At 57.7% G+C, this 19544-nt stretch carries 18 protein-coding genes; 12 read left to right on the forward strand and 6 right to left on the reverse strand.

Going from position 1 to position 19544, the window contains the following annotated elements:
* The first annotated feature begins 87 nt into the window (after positions 1-87).
* The 3 genes from CVE23_RS07265 (at position 88) to CVE23_RS07270 (ending at position 3557) form a co-directional block, all read left to right on the forward strand.
* Positions 88-1590, forward strand: a complete 1503-nt coding sequence (locus tag CVE23_RS07265; protein WP_038918377.1) for a hypothetical protein — start codon at positions 88-90, stop codon at positions 1588-1590.
* A 151-nt stretch (positions 1591-1741) separates the two neighbouring features.
* On the forward strand, positions 1742-1909 hold the full coding sequence (locus tag CVE23_RS22870) for a hypothetical protein (protein ID WP_162942913.1): 168 nt from the start codon (positions 1742-1744) through the stop codon (positions 1907-1909).
* 583 nt (positions 1910-2492) lie between these two features.
* Complete coding sequence (locus CVE23_RS07270; RefSeq protein WP_100849181.1) at positions 2493-3557, forward strand: diguanylate cyclase; 1065 nt, start codon at positions 2493-2495, stop codon at positions 3555-3557.
* 12 nt (positions 3558-3569) lie between these two features.
* Here the strand turns inward: CVE23_RS07270 and CVE23_RS07275 are convergent, their stop codons facing one another.
* Positions 3570-4466 (reverse strand): GntR family transcriptional regulator, encoded by an 897-nt coding sequence (locus CVE23_RS07275; RefSeq protein ID WP_100849182.1) that lies wholly within the window; start codon positions 4464-4466, stop codon positions 3570-3572.
* 229 nt (positions 4467-4695) lie between these two features.
* Here CVE23_RS07275 and CVE23_RS07280 point away from each other — a divergent pair, with 229 nt between their 5' ends.
* Positions 4696-5157 carry a 2-methylaconitate cis-trans isomerase PrpF family protein gene (locus CVE23_RS07280; protein ID WP_049854135.1) on the forward strand — a complete coding sequence of 154 codons (462 nt, stop codon included), beginning with the start codon at positions 4696-4698 and terminating at the stop codon, positions 5155-5157.
* Between the two features lie 212 nt (positions 5158-5369).
* Positions 5370-6131: an SDR family oxidoreductase gene (locus tag CVE23_RS07285; RefSeq protein WP_049854136.1), complete on the forward strand. Its 762-nt coding sequence runs from the start codon at positions 5370-5372 to the stop codon at positions 6129-6131.
* A gap of 49 nt (positions 6132-6180) precedes the next feature.
* Here CVE23_RS07285 and CVE23_RS07290 read toward each other — a convergent pair whose 3' ends face one another.
* Together CVE23_RS07290 and CVE23_RS07295 are read right to left on the reverse strand one after the other, a co-directional pair.
* Positions 6181-7131 (reverse strand): VirK/YbjX family protein, encoded by a 951-nt coding sequence (locus CVE23_RS07290; protein WP_038918384.1) that lies wholly within the window; start codon positions 7129-7131, stop codon positions 6181-6183.
* A 445-nt stretch (positions 7132-7576) separates the two neighbouring features.
* Positions 7577-7837: a YdgH/BhsA/McbA family protein gene (locus CVE23_RS07295; protein WP_100849183.1), complete on the reverse strand. Its 261-nt coding sequence runs from the start codon at positions 7835-7837 to the stop codon at positions 7577-7579.
* Positions 7838-8519: 682 nt separating this feature from the next.
* Between CVE23_RS07295 and CVE23_RS07300 the strand changes: the two genes are divergently transcribed.
* The 6 genes from CVE23_RS07300 to CVE23_RS07325 all read left to right on the forward strand — a co-directional run bounded on the left by CVE23_RS07300 (position 8520) and on the right by CVE23_RS07325 (position 16128).
* Positions 8520-9551, forward strand: coding sequence for a hemin-degrading factor (locus CVE23_RS07300; RefSeq protein WP_100849184.1), 1032 nt, complete (start codon positions 8520-8522; stop codon positions 9549-9551).
* Positions 9548-10363: a heme/hemin ABC transporter substrate-binding protein gene (locus CVE23_RS07305; RefSeq protein ID WP_100849185.1), complete on the forward strand. Its 816-nt coding sequence runs from the start codon at positions 9548-9550 to the stop codon at positions 10361-10363. The genes CVE23_RS07300 and CVE23_RS07305 overlap by 4 nt, the downstream gene beginning before the upstream one ends.
* Positions 10364-10392: 29 nt before the next feature.
* On the forward strand, positions 10393-11349 hold the full coding sequence (locus CVE23_RS07310) for a FecCD family ABC transporter permease (RefSeq protein ID WP_049842380.1): 957 nt from the start codon (positions 10393-10395) through the stop codon (positions 11347-11349).
* Positions 11342-12136 (forward strand): heme ABC transporter ATP-binding protein, encoded by a 795-nt coding sequence (locus CVE23_RS07315; protein ID WP_100849186.1) that lies wholly within the window; start codon positions 11342-11344, stop codon positions 12134-12136. The genes CVE23_RS07310 and CVE23_RS07315 overlap by 8 nt, the downstream gene beginning before the upstream one ends.
* Before the next feature lie 205 nt (positions 12137-12341).
* Positions 12342-14807 carry a TonB-dependent receptor domain-containing protein gene (locus CVE23_RS07320; RefSeq protein WP_100849187.1) on the forward strand — a complete coding sequence of 822 codons (2466 nt, stop codon included), beginning with the start codon at positions 12342-12344 and terminating at the stop codon, positions 14805-14807.
* A 178-nt stretch (positions 14808-14985) separates the two neighbouring features.
* Positions 14986-16128 carry a lactonase family protein gene (locus tag CVE23_RS07325; protein ID WP_100849188.1) on the forward strand — a complete coding sequence of 381 codons (1143 nt, stop codon included), beginning with the start codon at positions 14986-14988 and terminating at the stop codon, positions 16126-16128.
* 94 nt (positions 16129-16222) lie between these two features.
* On the opposite strand, the gene CVE23_RS07330 is transcribed toward CVE23_RS07325, so the two are convergent.
* Entirely contained in the window at positions 16223-16708 is a 486-nt protein-coding gene (locus CVE23_RS07330; protein WP_038918391.1) for a Dps family protein, read from the reverse strand.
* A gap of 235 nt (positions 16709-16943) precedes the next feature.
* Positions 16944-17837, reverse strand: a complete 894-nt coding sequence (locus CVE23_RS07335) for a proline iminopeptidase-family hydrolase (RefSeq protein WP_100849189.1) — start codon at positions 17835-17837, stop codon at positions 16944-16946.
* Positions 17838-18414: 577 nt separating this feature from the next.
* On the opposite strand from CVE23_RS07335, the gene CVE23_RS07345 reads away from it, so the two are divergent.
* Positions 18415-18750: a hypothetical protein gene (locus CVE23_RS07345; protein ID WP_100849191.1), complete on the forward strand. Its 336-nt coding sequence runs from the start codon at positions 18415-18417 to the stop codon at positions 18748-18750.
* A 21-nt stretch (positions 18751-18771) separates the two neighbouring features.
* Here CVE23_RS07345 and CVE23_RS07350 read toward each other — a convergent pair whose 3' ends face one another.
* Positions 18772-19506, reverse strand: coding sequence for a helix-turn-helix transcriptional regulator (locus tag CVE23_RS07350; RefSeq protein ID WP_202438458.1), 735 nt, complete (start codon positions 19504-19506; stop codon positions 18772-18774).
* Positions 19507-19544: the final 38 nt, after the last annotated feature.

Below are 19544 nucleotides of genomic sequence, written 5' to 3' on the forward strand. Positions count from 1 at the left end.
TACCCTGCCTGTTATCAACGCATTATCTTCCATTATGTGAATTTCGATTTTTAACACATTGAATTTATTGATATCGGAGAGATTGTTATGAATAGAAGAGATTTCCTGGCCGGCAGTCTGGCATCGCTGGCGGTGACCTCTACGGCGTCGGCATCGCAGGAGAATAATGCGGTTGCATTTACCAATGATCTCACCCGTTACAATATTGATTTTTCCGGAAAGAAAGATTCCACCGGGCCTTTTCAGACACTTCTTAATGATATGCTGGAACAGTCACAATCTTTATCGAATGCCCAGCAAAAGGTCAGGTTAATGTTACAGGGCGTGGTGCAGGTCTCTTCCACAATAAAAATAGATGCATCGAAAGTTTCTATTCATGGCCCACTGACAATTATTTTTACCAAAAATGGTAATTTCGATAAATATGCGGTGGTGGTTACCGGAAACCCGGACGTGGATGCCGCCTACAGTAATATCGTGGACAGTTTTTTTTCCGGCGTGCATTTTATTTCTGAAAAGAGAACGTTAGATCTGTTTTTTGCGTATAACCCGGAGAACAATTCCAACCGCAATGCGTCCTGCCTGTTGAGCATTTATTCCTGCCGTTTTACCGGGTTCAGAAAAGTCTTTTCCAACGGCGCGGGCGGCTGGGGCTGGAACTGGTTCTCCTGCGGATTCAATAACTGCGATCGCCTGTTGTATCTGACCCGTCAGCCGGATTCCTACGAGCGCTTCACCTTCATTGGCTGTATCTGGCAAAACGGCGGGTACGCTTTTGAAATCGATAATCCGGACGGCGTGGTGTACTGGCAGGCGGGCAGCTTTGATTACTGCGAGGGGATCGCGTTGATTAACGAAGGGCATGTGGAGATCAACGGCCACTTCGAGTACGTGAGGCGAAAGCAGCCCGCGGTGGTGCTGAGGAAAAAGAACGCTAGCTTTGTGTTCAACGGCGGGGCGATTTTTGTGCGTCAGAATCCGGAGCAACCCTACCTCATTTTCGATCAGGCGTTTGATTACCAGACTACGCTGGCCAATGTTCGCTTTGCCACCGATGGCATCAATGTCACTTCCTGCGTGATCTCCAACCGTCCCTGCTGGAAAAATAACCTGATCTTTACCAATCAGATGGCGGAACTGATCGCCCTGAACGACAGCGGCAGCACGCTGGTTTACCCCGGCGCGGGCGGTTGCGCCTGTCGTTACGACCCGGCGCACATCAAAGAAGATAACGGGCGGTTTGTGAAAATCGCCGAGAGCGATAACGTGCAGGTGCAGTTTCTGATACCGATCAATGGGCACGATCAAATCGGGCTGACCTGGCAGGCGCAAACTTCCGTCGCCGGCAAGGTGGCGATTACCAAAAAGCTTCATGGCTACGGCGAAAACGGCCCCGGACCGGTGATGATGGACCTGACCCGCGACGGCAAGGATTACATTCAGAGCAGCGATCGATTGCAGAAGGGCAACTCGGGCACCATCTGGAAAATTCCGCGCAGCGCCTGGCTGTTGGCGCTGTCGTTCAATCTCTCCTCCGCCAGCGTCGGCGACTATCTGGATATGCGTGAACTGAAGCTGGTCAGTTGCTGATCGCCGGGCGGAGTGTAAGGAATGCGATCGTTTTACGAAAGTGGTTCGTAATCAGTATAAATGACTGTAAATAAGAGGATTTTTAAGAATCAGCGACTTGTTGCCTGCCGGCCGGTTTCTTATGATGCACCCGTTGAAACTGAGGTGAATCATGAAAAACGTAGTCAAAATGGTCGGTTTACTGGCATTGATCGCCACCCTGAGCGGTTGTATTTTCCCTCCCCCGTGGGGCGGTCCGGGCGGCGGTCATGGCGGCCCCGGCGGCGGTGGGCCGGGCGGATTCCATTACCAGCCCGCCAACGGACCGGGTCATCCCTGATGCGTAACGCGGCCGGCCTTCCCCCCTGTGGGCCGGCCGCATTGCTTTTGCTGACCGGCGTTGGTTTTTCACCTCGCCATTTTCTCATTCCCGCGTGCTTTCCCCCTGACGTTCTTTTCCTCTGAACGCGATCCCCCAACCGTTTTTCATGCTGATAACGGCCTTTATCCCTCAGTGTTAAGCCAGAATTCAATACGATGCAGCAGGGCTATTTTGCCTGCCGGGCAGTGTCTGAACGCCTCGCTTGTCTGTAACGCACGGGTTTACTCGCTGCGCCAGTTACGCCTGCCGGGATAGGTTCTTAATAAAAACCATATCTTACTGAAGTGATTTGAGCTGGAATTTGGAATAATGACTGCAAGTTCCCCGTCATAAGGATTATATACCCTGAATAATTGGGGTTGCAGGAGGCGGCGATACGGTGAATCCCCAGCCGTTTGCTCAGGCGAGTGGCTGGGGACGTGACAAATCGATGTAAGCCGATTTGAACGCTGTCGGTAGCCGCCCCGCAAGGGCGAATGGGCCGAGACGCAGCCAACGTACTTGCGGTTTGAAGTGTGACGGATATAAGAAGGAGAGTGGAATGTATTCAACACTCGTTGCGGCACCGGCTGACGGTGATCGTCGTCGCTCCGGTCTGGCGTTTGCCAGACGCGTCTATATCCCCCGAATGATTGGTCTGGGGCTGGGCTTTTTTTATGTCGCCGCGGTGCTGTATGACCAGACAGAGCCTGTGTGGGTCTGGGGGATATTGTTTTTTAACGGTTTTCTTTGGCCGCATCTTGCGCTGTTGCTGGCGCGGCGCGCCCGCGATCCGATGCGGTTCGAGTATGGCAATCTGCGGTTTGACGCCTGGCTGGGCGGTGTCTGGATTGGCATGATGGGGCTGAATTCACTGCCGTCGGTGCTGATCATGTCGATGATGGGCATGAACAATATCGCGGCCGGCGGTTTGCGGCTGTTTTTGCAAGGGCTGGTTGTGCAACTGACCGGCGCGCTGGCTGTTATCTGGCTGGCAGGCCGAACGATCGCCTTTGCCACCACGCCTGTGCAGATCTATTTCTGCCTGCCGATGCTATTCATCTATCCCATATCGGTAGGGCTGGTCACCTATCGCACCGCGATCAAACTGGCGGAGCACAAGCGTCAACTGCGGGAAATCAGTATCCACGACGGTATGACCCGGTTGTACAACCGGCATTACTGGGAGCAGTTGTTGAAAAATGAGTTTGAACTGTGTTTGCGCCACCAGCAGGTGGCGACGCTGGCGTTGCTGGATATCGATCATTTCAAGCGCATCAACGACAGCTTCGGGCACCACGTGGGCGATGATGTGATTCTCTTGCTGAGCGGCGGCATCAAATCAACCTTGCGGCAATTCGACATTACCGGCCGTTTTGGCGGCGACGAATTCGGCGTGGTGCTGCCGCAGACGCCGGCTGTCGAGGCGGAGCGTATCGTCCAGCGGTTGCGCGAGTATCTGGACAGCGTGCAACTGCATCAGGCGCCGACGCTGCGGGTGGGAATCAGCGTTGGGCTGGTGCAGTTTCACCCCGGTCTGGAGGACTATCAGGTCTGGCTGAAAGCTGCGGATACCGCGTTGTATCAGGCCAAAGACAACGGTCGCGGTTGCACGGTCTGCGTCTGAACGGTTTAGCCGCTAAAGCGGCGTGAACAACGCCGGGTTGACCGCCTGGCATCGCGCTTTTTCCAGATGCGTACGCATGAAATCGGCGGCGCTCAGCCGATCGCCTTGCTCCAGATAGCGAATGATTTGCAGATGTTCTTCCGCCTGATGTTTTCGCTGTGGGCGAAACCTCTCCTTGCGGTACTCCACCAGCCGCCGCAGCCGGGCCAGATGACGGACGGTTTGCAGCAGAAAACGATTGCCGGAACAGACGGCCAGCGTGTCATGAAATCCGGAACTGGTATCAAACATCTCCATCGCCGTCATGGTCAGGTAACCGTCTTCGGCCAGGTGTTCCTGCTGCTTCCGGCAGTGCGCCAGCACCTGCGGGTCAATATGAAACGTCGCCGACAGCAGTCCGGCTGGCTCGATAATGGCGCGCAGCGCGTAGCTTTCCTCATAAGCTTCTACCGAATCGATCAGCGGCAGCGTGCGCCAGCCCTGACCAGCCATGTGCTCCAGCCAGCCTTCCTGCTGACAGCGCAGCAATACTTTGCGTAGCACCGGGCGGGTAACGCTGAATTCGAGCATCAGCTCCATTTCTGAAAATTGTTCCGGCAACTGGCGGGTAATGCGGCGTTCCGCTAACTGGCGATAGAGCGGGTCTTCCGCCTGCTCCAGCACTTCGGCGACCAGATTGCCCAATTGCGAGGCGTGTTGCGCCAGAAAAAAACCGCGATTGCGGTCATAGGTCACCATGCCTTTGTCCATCAGGTACTGCATCGCCTGTTTTACCGGCGTGCGCGACGTGTTGAGCGCCTGCGCCAGCGCCGACTCGACCAGATGATGGCCCACCGCGAGTTGCTCGCGTCTGACATAACTGATGACATCGCGCACGATGCGCGCCTGCAAAGGGGTGAGGGTCGTCATGATTCCTTGCCAGCCAGAATAAATAACCGCTGATTATACCTGTTACCGACCGGGCTGGCAGTGCTGCCGGCCAATTGTTCTTTATTTTACTAAAAGTCACTTCGGGTGTTAATCCGGTTGATCTGTTGGCATAAGAAGCGGGGATGCCATTTCATAGATTGTATTTTTTAATAATAAAATGCAATATGAGTAAATCCTGAACATCCAGCGAAATACGAAGAGACTGTCAGTGGCGCCATCAGCACACCCCTTACTGATTACCGGTCATCCTTTTGAATGGCTGACGATCCCCGGCCTGGGCCGGATTGCCTGTACTTTCATTCGCCATCAGCCCTCGTTGATGCTGGTGTCGGCGAGCGCCCTGTCGCAATCCGGGTTGCTGGAGGATGCGGTAAGCCTGCCTGCGTGGGAAACGGTCCGCATTTTTGGCGCAGCGGCGCTGTCGCGATACATCGGAGAAAATGCGCAGCACAGTCAACTGGTGGTGATCGACAGCCTGTCAGGCGGATCCTCCTGCGCGTTGGGGTTTGCCATACTCGACCGGCAAGGGTGGCAGCGTCATATCGCCGCATCGACCGAACAGGTTATCAGGCAGGCGGTGTTGCAGCCCGACACGATCGCCTGCGATTATCTTCCCACCAGCGTGAACGCGGCGTTTTCGTTGGTTCACCGCTATCCGCCGCACGGTTGAGCGGCAGACTGTCTGTGTCGGCATTACTGTCGGTAAAAATGGAATAATCATATCCATTTATCCACCTTTATCTCATGCCGCTATCCGGGCAGGATCTGCCACGCAGGCGATGGCCGCTTCGCCGTGTTAACGTCGCGGCGAACCCGATCGTTTTCATCCCGGAACAATTTTCATTCCGGAGTCATTTTCATCCCGGAATAACAGGAGACCGTATGCAGCAGCACAACACACAAGACAGCGTACAGAATGCCCGCGTGGCGATTGTCACCGGTGCGTCGCGGGGCATCGGCAGGGCGATTGCGCTGAAACTGGCGCAGCAGGGATGGCGGGTGGTGGTGAATTATGCCCGGCAGCAGCAACAGGCGAGCGACGTGGTGAGCCGGATTCGCGCGGACGGCGGCGTCGCGCTGGCGATTCAGGCGCAGGTGGACGCGCCCGAGCAGGTGGCGGCGCTGTTTCAGCAGACGAAAGCGCAATTCGGGCGTATCGACGCCGTGATCAACAGCGCCGGGGTGATGGCGAACACGTCGATTGCCGATGGCGATCTGGCGCAGTTCGACAACATGATGGCGACCAATCTGCGCGGTGCATTCATTGTGCTGGGCGAAGCGGCCCGGCAGGTGGAAAACGGCGGACGGATTATTGCGCTGTCCACCAGCGTGATCGCCCGGTCGCTGCCCGGTTATGGCCCCTATATCGCTTCCAAAGCCGGAGTCGAGGGGCTGGTGCGGGTGCTGGCGAACGAACTGCGCGGCCGCGAGGTAACGGTAAACGCCGTAGCGCCGGGGCCGGTGGCGACCGAACTGTTTTTTAACGGTAAGACCGATGCGCAGGTGGCCGCCATTACCGCCATGACGCCGCTGGAAAGGCTGGGTGAGCCGGACGATATCGCCAACGTGGTGGCTTTTCTGGTCGGGCCGGAAGGGGGCTGGATCAATGGTCAGGTGGTCCGCAGCAACGGCGGGTTTGCGTAATGGGGGATGACGTACCGGGGAACGCCGTTTTCCCCGGTGTCGGCGTATGCTAACTGGCGATGCGATGCAGCGTGTCGGATGAGGCGCTGTGCCCCAGAGTGAGCCTGATCTGGGCGTTGATGTCGTCGAGCAACTGATAACGGCGCTGGTACTGGGCTCGTTTTCGGCTTGGCAATTCATCCAGCGTTTTGCGTGTAATGATCTGCGGAAGTTGGTACAACCCCGTCGCGTTTCTGTCTGCGTTGATTGACTGCCAGAACTCGCTGTAACTGGAAAACCGCACCTTATTTTTACGGTAGCAGTAGCGCAGGCACTGATAAACATGGTTTTCATCGCCTACCGCCAGAATGCGATGAATGCCGGTGAGACCGGCGAGGGTCAGCAGGCACTCCAGCAACAGGCGTTTGGGAAACAGCCCAAAGCAGGCTTTCGATGCGTCTTTGGTCAGTTCACGGGTCTGGTCGCGGCCTTTTCCCTGCAAACCGCCAATCATGATGGCGAGCTGATTCTGGTCGCGCATTACCGAGAATGTCAGTGACGCCAGCACCACATCGTTGAAACGGATGCGCAGCGTAGCCTCGCCCTCTTTGTCGTAGCGTGAGGTGCTGCAAATCAGTGAAAAACTTTCGCCGTTCTTGCCGGAAAAACGCGCCAGACAATAATCATCCAGACTGAGAAACGCCTGCTTCAGAAACGGGTTAGCCAACTGATCCACGAAAGTGTAATGGGTACAGATGGCGTCGGCGCGCTCGGCGGCATGCAGCGTGGCGGACAGATAAGGGCGGTGAATCTTGGTCGGCAGCATCGGCCGGATTTTCACCGCTTTTTGCATGGCGGGAATCTCAATAATATTCTTCAGATAACGTAAGGTAATTGACGGCATTAATAATGAGCGTAATAAAAATTTGGCTTTTATATCGGTCTTACGCCAGATTTTTTCAGAGAAAAAATTACCCTTTAATAATTGATAGAAAAGCGACAGCGACGATGATTTTTCCATTTTAATTCCCCGTGAGATAGTGCTGTAAAAATAATCACAGGGGAGCGTATGCCCGGTACTGATGTATTACCGTAAAACGCAAGCTCGGAAACCCTGCCACGCAGAAAGACAAGGTGATTTTTATCTTTTACCTCGCACTTTCTGTTGCTGGGGATTATAAAGAGGACAAAGAAAAGAAAAATCAGAACCCATATGTTGTTGAGCATTGATTTAGTGAAAATAACAAATACCGATTTATCGCGGGTTTGTTTGGGTTTGATTTAAACTTAATGATCGGGAGCAACGTATAATAGGTAGATCGTGCGGAGTGGGGCTGTATTTTATCTGCCACAGTGAAAGGGGTTAAACAGTGTGCAGCCAGTCAGCTGCGTCAGTAAACAGGCCGGCAGATCCGCCCGCCGGCCCTATTGCTAATTAATCCGACTGTTTTCTTTTCAGTCAGTGGCTATTTATAGACAATGGCGCTGGAGCGAACCAGATCGTCGTTATCCATAGAAATAATCACAAAATATTTTCCGCCCAGGGTATCTGCGGCTTGTGATAATTCGCGGGTCGCGTCCATTGGGGAATCCGTGTTGTTTGAGGTGATTACCCCAATTTGCTGATAGCTATCTGCCTGTTCACGGTTTATTTCCTGTGCGGCCAGCGTGTTGAATGAGGCCAGTGCAATAGCGCCTGCCGCGATGCTTTTGATCATAATGTTCATTATAGCTAACTCCATCTTTATACCCGTCACACTTCAAGTTGCAGGTGTGTTGGCTGCGTTATTCGGCCCATTTCATGGGCCTCGCCCCTTCGGGGCCACTGCCAGCAGCGTTCAAATCGGCTTACGCCAATTGTCGCTCACCCCAGTCACTTACTTGAGTAAGCTTCTGGGGATTCACTTGGTTGCCGCCGTCCTGCAACTCGAATTATTTTGGGTATAGTTAAGGTATTTATATTTATCCCAACAGAATAAGTGCCGTGGAAAAAATCGAGATGACTGTTTCTCTGTTGAGTGTGATTATCATAGACGCCGGGAACGGGTAATTTTGTCAATTGATGCCATTTAAATTTCACTGTTGTTAATGATCAGCGGAAATAATATTTCGATGTTATCAAGTGAATTTTTAATTGATTGATTATCATTGGTAAATTAAATGACAAGATAAATGTGAGCGGTATTGTTCCATAATAATGAAAACTGAATTTGAAAACCGCAGCTGATTTCCCATCCCGATGTAGCGTAACTGCGGGTTTACCCCTGAAAAGTGTAATGGTTTAGTAATGCTGTTGTTGCGAATGTGTCTTGTTTTCACTTTTTCGTAATGATAATAATTATTATTAACTTTTGTGGCACACATCAATACCGCAGCCAGCGGACGGCGCTGTCGAGGGAGTTTTGGCACATGCATCACCACTACACACACTATCTGCAACTGAAAGTTGAGCATCCGCGCAAGTACGCCCGGGATTTGGCCCGCATGATGGGGCTGAGCGAAGCGGCGCTGACGTCGCTGCGCGTCGGGCATGACGCTCGCCGCCTGTCCGGCGACATGCGCGCGCTGCTGGCCGGGCTGGAATCCGTCGGCGAAACCAAGTCCATCACCCGCAATGAATATGCGGTGCATGAGCAGGTCGGGGCTTACCGCAACCAGCGCATCGGCGAACACGTCGGTCTGGTGCTCAACCCGCGCGGGCTGGACCTGCGCCTGTTTCCCGAGCAGTGGGATAGCGCGTTTGCGCTGACGGAACAGACCGCGCGCGGCGAGCGCCGCAGCATTCAGTTTTTTGATCGCCACGGCGACGCGGTGCTCAAGGTCTATGCCACCGACAACACGGAACTGACCGTCTGGCAGGCGCTGATCGACAGCTTCACGCTGGCGGATAACCCGCCGCTGGCGCTGCAACCTGCGCCGGTCGACGCCCCGGCCGCGGCGCCGGACGCCGCGCTGCTGGAGCAGGAGTGGCGGGCGATGACCGACGTGCATCAGTTCTTCCCGTTGCTTAAGCGCCATAATGTCACGCGCCCGCAGGCGTTTCGCGCCGTCAGCGACGATCTGGCCTGCCAGGTGGACAATCAGGCGCTCGGCGCCTTACTGCATGCCGCCCAGCAGGCGGGCAACGAAATCATGATTTTTGTCGGCAACCGCGGCTGCGTGCAGATTTTCACCGGCGTAATTGAAAAAGTGACGCCGATGGAGAACTGGCTGAATGTGTTCAACCGTGACTTCACGCTGCATCTGGTCGAAGACGCCATCGCAGAGAGCTGGGTGACGCGTAAACCGACCAAAGACGGCATTGTCACCAGCCTGGAACTGTTCGCCGCCGACGGCACGCCGATCGCCCAGCTATTCGGTCAGCGTTCGGAAGGGGAACCGGAGCAGGCGCGCTGGCGCGAGCAGGTGATGTCGCTGGTGACGCCGGAGGCTGCGGCATGAGAACGCTGTGTCTGATGTTGCTGTGGCTGCCGTTATCGCTGTTGGCTGCCGACCGGGTAGTGACGATTGGCGGCGATATCACGCAGATTGTGTTTGCGCTGCAGGCAGGCGACAAGGTGGTGGCGCGCGATAGCACCAGCCTGCACCCCGAGGCGGTGACATCACTGCCGAATGTCGGCTACATGCGCCAGCTAAACGCGGAAGGCATTCTGTCGATGCAACCGACGCTGGTGCTGGCGAGCGCGCTGGCGCAGCCGTCTACGGTGCTGGAACAGGTAGCCAGCCGGGGTGTGCGCGTGGTGACGGTGCCGGAGCCGCAAACGGTCGACGGCATCGGCGAAAAGATTCAGGCGATCGCCGGTGCGCTGGGGGTGACGCCGCGCGGCGAAGCGCTGGCGCAACAGGTGAAACAGCAACTGGCGGCGATACCGTCGCAACCGGCGTCGGCCCGCATGTTGTTCATTCTCAGTCATAGCGGCATGGGCGCAATGGCGGCCGGACAGGACACCGCGGCGGACGCCGCGTTCCGCGCCGCCGGATTGCAGAACGCGATGCAGGGTTTCAACCGCTATCAGCCGTTGTCGCAGGAGGGGGTGGTAGCGAGCCAGCCGGACTGGGTGGTGATCACCACCGATGGCGCGAAATCGCTGGGCGGCGGCGCGGCGGTGTGGAAATTGCCGGGACTGGCGCTGACGCCGGCAGGCAAGCACCAACGGTTACTGATTGTCGATGATATGGCGTTGCTGGGCTTTGGTCTGGATACGCCCGCGGCGCTGTTGCGCCTGCGTCAGGCGGTGGATGCGGCGAAGTGAGCCTGCCTCCGCGTTTGACGCTGCTGGCGATGGCGGGCGCGCTGGCGCTGCTGGCGTTAATCGCCGCCGGTAGCGGTGCGATGCCGGTGTCATTGACGCAGTTGATGACCCGTCCGATCGACAGCATGGCGTGGCAGGTATGGCTGTATATTCGCCTGCCGCGAGTGGTGCTGGCGTTGCTGGTGGGGATGGCGCTGGCATTGTCCGGCGCCGGGATGCAGGGGCTGTTTCGCAATCCGCTGGCGGACCCGGTATTGCTGGGGGTCAGCAGCGGGGCGGCCGTCGGCGTGGCGCTGGCGATACTGTTTCCGCTGGCGTTGCCGACGCTGCTGGCGCTGTACCTGCCGTTGCTGGCCGCCTTTGTCGGCAGTTTGCTGATCATGCTGCTGCTGTTCTCCCTCAGCCTGTCGGGGGATCGATCCCTGTCGCGTCTGTTGCTGGTGGGCATTGCCATCAACGCCATCGGCAGCGCCGCCACCGGCCTGCTGGCGTGGATCAGCAACGATCAGCAACTGCGCCAGCTGTCGCTGTGGGGCATGGGCAGTATGGGGCAGGCGCAGTGGGTAACGGTGGCGGCGGTGGCGTCGCTGGTGGTGCCGTGCGTGTGGTGGCTGCAAAGGCTGGCGTCGCCGCTCAATCTGCTGCAACTGGGCGACGAGGAAGCGCATTACCTTGGGGTGGATGTGCGCCGCACCCGGCGCCGGGTAGTGATTTTGTGCGCGGTGCTGGTGGCGGCGGCGGTGTCGGTCAGCGGCGTCATCGCTTTTGTCGGCCTGATCACGCCGCACCTGATGCGGCTGCTGCTGGGTGCGGATCACCGCTGGTTGTTGCCGGGCGCGACGCTGGGCGGGGCGTTGCTGCTGTTGCTGGCGGATACGCTGGCCCGCACGCTGGTGGTGCCGGCGGAAATGCCGGTGGGGTTGCTGACCTGTCTGATCGGCGGCCCGTGGTTTTTGTGGTTGATTCTAAGGCGACAACATGGCTGAACCGAGTTTTGCGCCACTGGCGGCGAGTCAGTTGCGCTATCAGGTCGCCGGCGGTCGGACCCTGATTGACGATGTGTCGTTGACGCTGGCTCAGGGCGAACTGGTGGCGTTGATCGGGCCGAACGGCGCGGGTAAATCCACCCTGTTGCGGCTGCTGACCGGTTATCTGACCCCGCAGCGGGGAGAATGCCGGCTTGATGGCCGGGCGTTGGCTAACTGGTCGCCGGGCGCGCTGGCGCGCCAGCGGGCGGTGATGCGTCAGGACAATACGCTGACCGCGTCGTTCCGCGTGGAAGAGGTGGTGGCGATGGGGCGAACCCCCTGGCGCGATACGCCGGAGCCGGACGTGGTGTCCGCGGTGCTGGCGCTGACCGGTTGCGGGCACCTGCGGCAGCGGTTGTATCCGCAATTGTCCGGCGGCGAGCAGCAACGTGTCCGGCTGGCGCAGGCGCTGGCCCAGCTCTGGCAGGGCGACGGCCCGCAAGGCTGGCTGTTTCTGGACGAGCCCACCTCGGCGCTGGATTTGTTCTATCAGCAACGGCTGTTGCGATTGCTGAAATCGCTGACTGAAGACGGGAAACTGGCGGTGTGCTGCGTATTGCACGATCTCAATCTGGCGTCGCTATGGGCCGACCGGGTGGTGGTGATGCAGGGCGGGCGCAAGGTGGAGGAAGGCGCGCCGACGCAGGTGCTGACCGAGGCAGCGATTCAGCGCTGGTATCAGGCGGAGGTGTTGGTCAGCCCGCACGGCGACACCGGTATGCCGCAGGTGGCGTTGCGCCGTTAACGACGCGCGGGGCGCGCCGATGAAGAAAAAAGTTCGATAATTATAATAACAACGATCGTACCCGAGGGGTTTCAGGTTGCAGGCAGGCGGCTGATGCGCCGGCAACGTGAAACATGACGGGTATTCCAACCGTAACGGGTTGAAATGATACTGTTTGGCAATCCCTGAGCAAGAAGATAATGACATCCACTATTGAGGTTGCAGTATGTTCTTGCACAACAAAGAAAAGCATCGCACCGGGTTAAACCGGATCATTTTGACCGGCGTATTGACCGGTCTTGCCTGCCCAACGCTGGCGGCGGACGCGAACACAGCGACATCATCGACGACGACGCCATCGACCACCACGACGCCATCGACCACCACGACGCCATCGACCACGACGGACAGTGGGACGAAAAAAGCCGTGTCGGCGGACAAAACCGCCGCTGGTGGGTCCGGCGATCAGATGACGGTGATGTCGCCGCGCGTCACCAAACCGGGCACCACCATCACCATGACCGACAGCGACATGCAAAAGAACGGAGGCAACGACTTTGGTTCTATCATGCGCTATCAGCCGCTGGTGAGCGCCACCGGCGTCAGCGGCGGTTCCGGCGCCGGTAAAAGCGGGTTTGATCGCGGCGGGTACACCGGTTACAACATCCGCGGTCTGGAGAGCAACCGGGTGGCGATCGATGTAGACGGCATCCCGTTGCCCAACGCCACCGGCCGCAGTTACGCCGGGCGTCCCGGTCTTAACACCTTCGGCATCGGCCGTGATTACATCGACCCGTACATGTACGGCCTGGTGAGCATCGACGCGGGTGCGACGCCGATCGAGCGCGCCAATAACGCCATCGGCGGCGCAGTGTCGTTCCGCCCCAAATCGCCCGATCAGTATTTATCCGCGCAGAAAGACCACTATGTCGGTTATCAGAGCGACTACGACTCCGCCAGCCGTAGCTGGCACAACGGCGTCACCGTCGCCGGCGGCGATCAGACCCTGCGCGGCATTGCGGTGATCAGCCGTCGTGATGGTCAGGAAACCCGCACCAACAGCGACCAGTTGTCCGCCTATCCGCTCAACTGGCACTCGACGGCGGTGATGACTTCCGCCATCTGGCAGCCTAACGATCAGCACCGTTTTACCGGGACGCTCGACTACTACAGCAAGACGTCTCACACCCACTACGACGGCTGGAATAACTTTGGCAGCAGCATCGTCGGCACCTCGCAGCAGGACAGCGACAGCGAGCGCTGGAGCGGCAGCCTGCGCCACAACTGGACCTCCGCCACCAACACCGGCTGGGTGGATGCGGTGGATTCCCGCATCTACGCCCAGCGTTCCACCGCGAAAGACGACACCGACCTGCCGCTGGACGACGGCAGCATGCAGAAAGTCAACTCCGACTACAACGTCAGAACCTACGGCATCGAAACCAGCCTGCTGAAATCCGTCGGCATGCACCAGTTCACCTGGGGCTTCAACGCCCAACAGTCCGATACCGAACGCCCGTTCCATCAGTCGCCGGCTCAGACCGGGGCCAATGTCATCATGCAGCCGGAAGCGGATAGCCGCAGCTACAGTCTGGGCGGCTTTGTGCAGGATAAAATGGAGGTTGAACTGGCCGGCAGGACGCTGGCGATCACCCCTGGGGTGCGGGTGGCGCACCAGAGCACCAAGTCACGCAACCTGTCCAGCCTGAGCGCGGGCAGCAGCGCGATCACCACGAACGATGTACAGTCGCTGTACGGCAAGACCACCCGCGATACCGAAGTGCTGCCGTCGCTCAGTTTGCAGTATGAACTGACGCCGCGCCTGAGCACCTACCTGCAGTATCGCCGCGGCGCCCAGTTCCCGGACGCCAGCCAGCTGTACGGCTCCTGGAGTCTGGGCTCCAGCTATGCCGGCCGTGCGCAGTACGCGCTGATCGGCAACAGCAATCTGGAAACCGAAACCAGCAACAACTATGAGTGGGGTCTGAAAGGCGACATGACCGACGGGGTGACCTTCCGCACCGCCGTGTTCTACAACGACTACAAGAACTTTATCGCCAACACCCGCTATACCCGTGCGGCTAATCCGGAAAAGTTCACCAACGTACCGTCGAATATCTATACCGCATACCAGATGGAAAACCGCGACAAGGCTTATATCTACGGCGCGGAATTCAGCAGCCGCGTGCAGTGGGGCACCTGGTTTGACGCGCTCGGCGGGTTCAGCACCACGATGGCGATCGGCTATAACGAAGGTAAATCGAAATCCCGCTATCTGGGCGACAAATACGTCGACCTCGACAGCGTAGCGCCGGTGAAAGCGGTGGTGGGACTGGCCTGGGACGAAGCGAACAACCGCTACGGCGCGGCCATCACGTCGACGTTCCAGAAAGGTAAGCGCGCCACCGCCAACAACCGTCAGGGGTACAACAATACCGGCGCGGCGCTGACCGATTCGACCACCCAGTATATGCGCGTGCCGGGGTACGGACTGGTGGACCTGACCGCCTACTGGCGCGTGCTGCCGACTGTGCGGCTGAGCGGCGGCGTTTATAACCTGACCGACCGTAAATACTGGGACTACCTGAGCAGCCGTCAACTGACGCAGAGCACCGCTCAGGATGGCTACAACCGCGAACTGGCCGTGATGCCGGGCCGCACCTTCCAACTGGGCGTCAATGTCGATTTCTGATCGTCGCTGAGCCTTTCCAACGGTCTCCTGCCGGTCGGCAGGAGACTGTTTCCCCGTCCTGACCGCCTATCCCATATCCCTGCGGCGTTTGCTATTCCTTCTGGATTAAAATGCTGTTTTAATTTATTGGACGAATGGGTTTATACGTAGAACATCACGAAATCATCAGGGATAAAATATGGCAAAACACACGAAACTCACCACATGGGGCGGTATGGCGGCGTTGCTGGCGGCCAGTTTGTGGCCGCTGGCGTCATCGGCCGTGACCGCGGTATACGTGTCGGCGGCGGGAGACGGGGAAATCCGCTCTTATACCTTGAATACCAAAAACGGCCAGTTGACCGCCATTGGTACGGTGGCCGCTGGCGCGCAAGTCATGCCGATGGCGCTCAGTCCGGACCAGCGCCATCTGTACGCCGCGGTGCGCAGCAAACCGTACACGCTGGCCGGTTACGCCATCGACCGGAAGACCGGCGCGTTGAGCCCGGCCGGAACGGCGCCGCTGCCCGACAGCATGGCGTACATTTCTACCGATCGCACCGGACGCTGGCTGCTCAGCGCCTCCTACGGCGGCAACAAGGTGGCGGTCAGCCCGATTGCGGCAGACGGTCGCGTGAGCGCCGAGGCGGTGCAGGTCGTGCCTACCGGGAAGAATGCGCACAGCATCATCGCCGATAGCCAGAACCGGTTTGTGCTGGCCAGCAATCTGGGCAGCGACCAGCTGTTGCAGTTCCGCTTTAATGCCAAAACCGGACAGCTGACCCCGAATACGCCGGCTGAACTGGCGTTATCGGCGGGCAATGGACCGCGTCATCTGGTTTGGGCGCCGGATCACCGCACCCTGTACGTCAGTAATGAGCTGTCCGGTAAAGTGGCGCGGCTGACGCTGAACAAAACCACCGGTCGGCTGACGTTGCGGGATTACACCGATGCCCTCCCGGCGGACGCGGGAATGCAACCCGGCACGGTCGACCCTAAAGCGCCGGGCATCGATAACCGCCCGAAAATCTGGAGCGCGGATCTGCGGCTAACGCCAAACGGCCGTTTCCTGTATGTTTCCGAACGCACCAGCAGCACCGTCAGCCTGTTGCGGGTTACGCCCAAGAGTGGTCAATTGCGTTATGTGGCGCGCTATCCTACCGAAACCCAGCCGCGCGGTATTCAGATCGATCCCAGCGGCCGCTACCTGATCGCCAGCGGTGAAAAATCCGATCAGTTGTCGGTGTATCGCATCAATCAAACCAGCGGCGAATTGACGCTGACCGGCCGTTTCCCGACCGGTAAAGGCGCTAACTGGATTGAGATCGTCACGCTGCCTTAAGTAAGACAGAGTAGCGCCGGTGTGCGGTAAAACGCGGTTAGTGCATGAACCCCGCCCTGAGCGGGCGGGGTGGTGATGAGGTGTCAGGCCGGGGTTATTTCAGGTAGGCGTTGAACATCCAGATCTGTTTTTCCTGCTCTTTGATGTAATCGGTCATCAGCGACGCGGTGCCTTCATCGCTGGCTTCCGCCGCCAGCGGCAGGATTTCCCGCTGCTGTTGCAGCAGCACGGCATAACCGGCCAGCAACCCTGCCAGCGTTTTTTTGCCGTCGGTGGCGTTGACGTCTTCTTTGATGTCCGCCACTTTCAGGTAGTCGCTGTAGGCATGCAGCGGTTGGGCGCCCAGCGCCAGAATACGTTCCGCCAGTTCGTCGATTTTCAACAGCAGTTCGTTGTAGATTTCCTCAAACTTGGCGTGAAGTTCGAAAAACGCCGCACCGGAAATGTTCCAGTGATAACCGCGCACATTCATGTAAAGAATCTGGTAGTTGGCCAGCAAGGTGTTCAGTTTGGCGGCAATCTTTTCAGACTGCTGCACATCCAGTCCAATCGGGCTCTTTTTCTTTTTACTGCCTGACATATAACGCTCTCCTTTCTGTCAATCGCGTGTTGGTTCGCCATGAACATCAGTCCGGCATGTGCTCTCTTGCCGGGCAACGTGACGGCTTTTTCATCATAGACCAGAAATCCCGGTCCCATCTTCGCCGGGCGGGGGTGGTGAACCAGTTATAAAGCGATTCTGTGAATAAACGTTTGCGGCGTATCAACATTTCGGGTCGGTACGCCGTGCGATTAGCGGACGGCGCGAGGCGGCATCAGGGCAGGCGTTCAAGAAACTCGCCGACCACCGCCATGCAGGCGGCGCGCTCTTCTACGTGCGGCATGTGGCTGGAGTGCCGGAAGATCACCCATTCGCTGTGGCGGATGTGGTCGGCGAAGGGCTGCACCACCTCGGGGGCCGCTTCGTCGTACTCGCCGGAAATCAGCAATGTCGGCACGCTGATGGCATGCAGACGGTCGATGATGCTCCAGTCCTTCATGGAACCGATCACGTGGAACTCGGTCGGCCCGTTCATGGCGTGGTAGACGGTTGGATCGTCGTCCATCGCGGCAAAGGTGCGTTTCACCTCGTCCGGCCAGGGATCGAGCCGGCAAACATGGCGCTGGTAAAACACCTGGCTGGCGGCGCGATAGGCATCGCTGTTTAGCGTGCCGACCTGTTCGTGAGCCAGCAACGTGGCCTGCACCGTCGGCGGTAGGGCAGCGCGCAGTCGGGCGGCGGCGGACAGCCACAATGCCATAGAGGCGGGCGAGTTTGCGATCACCAGCCCCTGCAACCCAGCCGGTTGCCGCACGGCATGTTCCGCCGCCAGCATGCCGCCCCACGATTGCCCCAGCAAGGCATAGCGCTGCGCGATGCCAAGGTGGCGCAGCAGGTTGTCGAGTTCATCCAGAAACAGCGATACCTGCCAGAACCCGGCCGGTTTGTCGCGCAAATGGGTGGAACGGCCGTTGCCTGTCTGATCGTAATGGATCACCGCCCGGCCGGTTTGGGCGAGGTCGCGAAACGCGTCCACATAGTCGTGGGTGCAACCGGGGCCGCCGTGCGCCACCACCAGCGGCGTCAGCGGCGAGGCGAGATCGCCACAGACCCGGTACCAGGTCTGGTACTCGCGAAAAGGGGCATACCCCTCACAGACGTTATACATAACGCATACCTTTTTCATGATGGACAGGCACACGCTACCGCCGGCGCGTTGCGGTGAATAGCTAGCAAAAATACGAGGTTGTACCGTGACGGCAGAACGCGTCTGAATAACGAGGATTTATCGAGAGGCAATTATATGTATTTCTCTGCTAATCGAAAATACGTTGTCTTTCATCAATGCTTTTATTATTTACCCATTGAGGGTTATAGGTTTATACCCGTCATACTTCAAGTTGCAGGTGTGTTGGCTGCGTTCATTCACCCGAATCACTTACCTGAGTAAGCTCATCGGGATTCACTCACTTGCCGCCTTCCTGCAACTCGAATTATTTTGGGTATATATCCATATATTTTTCCACTCTGATAGATTGTATTATTCATGCCGATTTATTTATCCAGATATTGTCAGGTTTTATATTTATTCTAATGATATTAATGGTATTTTATACCTGTCATACTTCAAGTTGCAGGTGCGTTGGCTGCCCTCGCTCACCCCAGTCACTTACTTATGTAAGCTCCTGGGGATTCACTCGGTTGCCGCCTTCCCGCAACTCGAATTATTTTGGGTATAGATAATCATGCAAAATCCTTTTACGGCATCATGGAGCCGGAACGGTAATCTTTTATGTCACGGTCACTGGATCATTGATTATCTGGGGCGTGAGTTTGAATTACCGGAGAAATACTGCGAGCAGCATCTGGGAACACTGGGGATTTATTCGGTGATTGACCCGGATGATGAGCTTTACCGGGACGGGCTGGATGAAGATGACTGGATTCTGGAAAACGTCGATTGGCTGGCGGACTGTTTCGAACAGCATCAGGTGCCGATTGAAGAGTGTTATTTCCGCTTTTTCTATCAGGCCGTCAATCCGCAGGACTGGCGTTGCACCAGCTGCGCCGGGTGCATGTGACGGTGCCGTGACGCGGCGGCGTTACAGCAGCCGATAATGCATCGCCCGCACCACTGCCTGTACGCGGTTGCTGGCGCCGAGCTTGCGGGCGGCGTTGTTGAGGTGCAGATTGACGGTCGCCAGCGAACGGTGCAGTTTGCGGGCGATCTCCTTGGCGGTCAGTCCTTCCGCCGACCAGGCCAGACACTCCTGCTCGCGCGGGCTAAGATGCACGTGGCGGCAAAGGTACCAGGCTTGGTCAAACAGCGGGAACACCTGTTCCTGAAAGGTATGGGCCAGCAGCCCCATACGCGCCAGCACCGTCTCGATCTCGCTGTCGGTATCAAGCCCGGTATGAATAGCGGTCACGGTGACGAAGCCGCCTTTCGGCAGGTGCATCGGCACGGTGACGCCGCACAGCATATTATGGTCCTGCATATAGTGGGAAACCGGGCGGTGCTGTTCGTTCAGCACCCGGCGCAGCGAGGTGTTCTCCGGGCGACAGTAGGACCAGGTGAACGGCGCGCAGCTGTCGAGGGCGTGGATCTGTACCGGGTCTACCTGGTAGTAGCCGCTCTGGCACCATAGCGACACCATGTCATCCGGCACATTGCGGGTGCGCAGCAGGGACGGGGTGATCAATTCGCCGTCCAGCGAACGCGGAACCGGCGTGTAGTCGTAAATCAGCGCGTCAAACCCCAGTTGCCGCACGTCGTCGTACAACCGTTCGAAGGCCGGTTCAAATGCCGCCGCTCCGCGATGGTCGCTGTCGGCCAGCCCCACGGCGGTTCCTCCACGGGGGGCGACGTCTATTT

This window comes from Dickeya fangzhongdai (assembly GCF_002812485.1).
In the GTDB taxonomy this organism is placed as follows: Bacteria; Pseudomonadota; Gammaproteobacteria; order Enterobacterales; family Enterobacteriaceae; genus Dickeya; species Dickeya fangzhongdai.

Coding starts and splice junctions, on each gene's coding strand:
- CVE23_RS07305 (WP_100849185.1), top strand. CDS start 9,548: ATGAGAACGCTGTGTCTGATGTTGCTGTGGCTGCCGTTATCGCTGTTG.
- CVE23_RS07310 (WP_049842380.1), top strand. CDS start 10,393: ATGGCGGGCGCGCTGGCGCTGCTGGCGTTAATCGCCGCCGGTAGCGGT.
- CVE23_RS07265 (WP_038918377.1), top strand. CDS start 88: ATGAATAGAAGAGATTTCCTGGCCGGCAGTCTGGCATCGCTGGCGGTG.
- CVE23_RS07325 (WP_100849188.1), top strand. CDS start 14,986: ATGGCAAAACACACGAAACTCACCACATGGGGCGGTATGGCGGCGTTG.
- CVE23_RS07295 (WP_100849183.1), bottom strand. CDS start 7,837: ATGAACATTATGATCAAAAGCATCGCGGCAGGCGCTATTGCACTGGCC.
- CVE23_RS22870 (WP_162942913.1), top strand. CDS start 1,742: ATGAAAAACGTAGTCAAAATGGTCGGTTTACTGGCATTGATCGCCACC.
- CVE23_RS07345 (WP_100849191.1), top strand. CDS start 18,415: ATGCAAAATCCTTTTACGGCATCATGGAGCCGGAACGGTAATCTTTTA.
- CVE23_RS07275 (WP_100849182.1), bottom strand. CDS start 4,466: ATGACGACCCTCACCCCTTTGCAGGCGCGCATCGTGCGCGATGTCATC.
- CVE23_RS07330 (WP_038918391.1), bottom strand. CDS start 16,708: ATGTCAGGCAGTAAAAAGAAAAAGAGCCCGATTGGACTGGATGTGCAG.
- CVE23_RS07290 (WP_038918384.1), bottom strand. CDS start 7,131: ATGGAAAAATCATCGTCGCTGTCGCTTTTCTATCAATTATTAAAGGGT.
- CVE23_RS07300 (WP_100849184.1), top strand. CDS start 8,520: ATGCATCACCACTACACACACTATCTGCAACTGAAAGTTGAGCATCCG.
- CVE23_RS07270 (WP_100849181.1), top strand. CDS start 2,493: ATGTATTCAACACTCGTTGCGGCACCGGCTGACGGTGATCGTCGTCGC.
- CVE23_RS07315 (WP_100849186.1), top strand. CDS start 11,342: ATGGCTGAACCGAGTTTTGCGCCACTGGCGGCGAGTCAGTTGCGCTAT.
- CVE23_RS07320 (WP_100849187.1), top strand. CDS start 12,342: ATGTTCTTGCACAACAAAGAAAAGCATCGCACCGGGTTAAACCGGATC.
- CVE23_RS07335 (WP_100849189.1), bottom strand. CDS start 17,837: ATGTATAACGTCTGTGAGGGGTATGCCCCTTTTCGCGAGTACCAGACC.
- CVE23_RS07285 (WP_049854136.1), top strand. CDS start 5,370: ATGCAGCAGCACAACACACAAGACAGCGTACAGAATGCCCGCGTGGCG.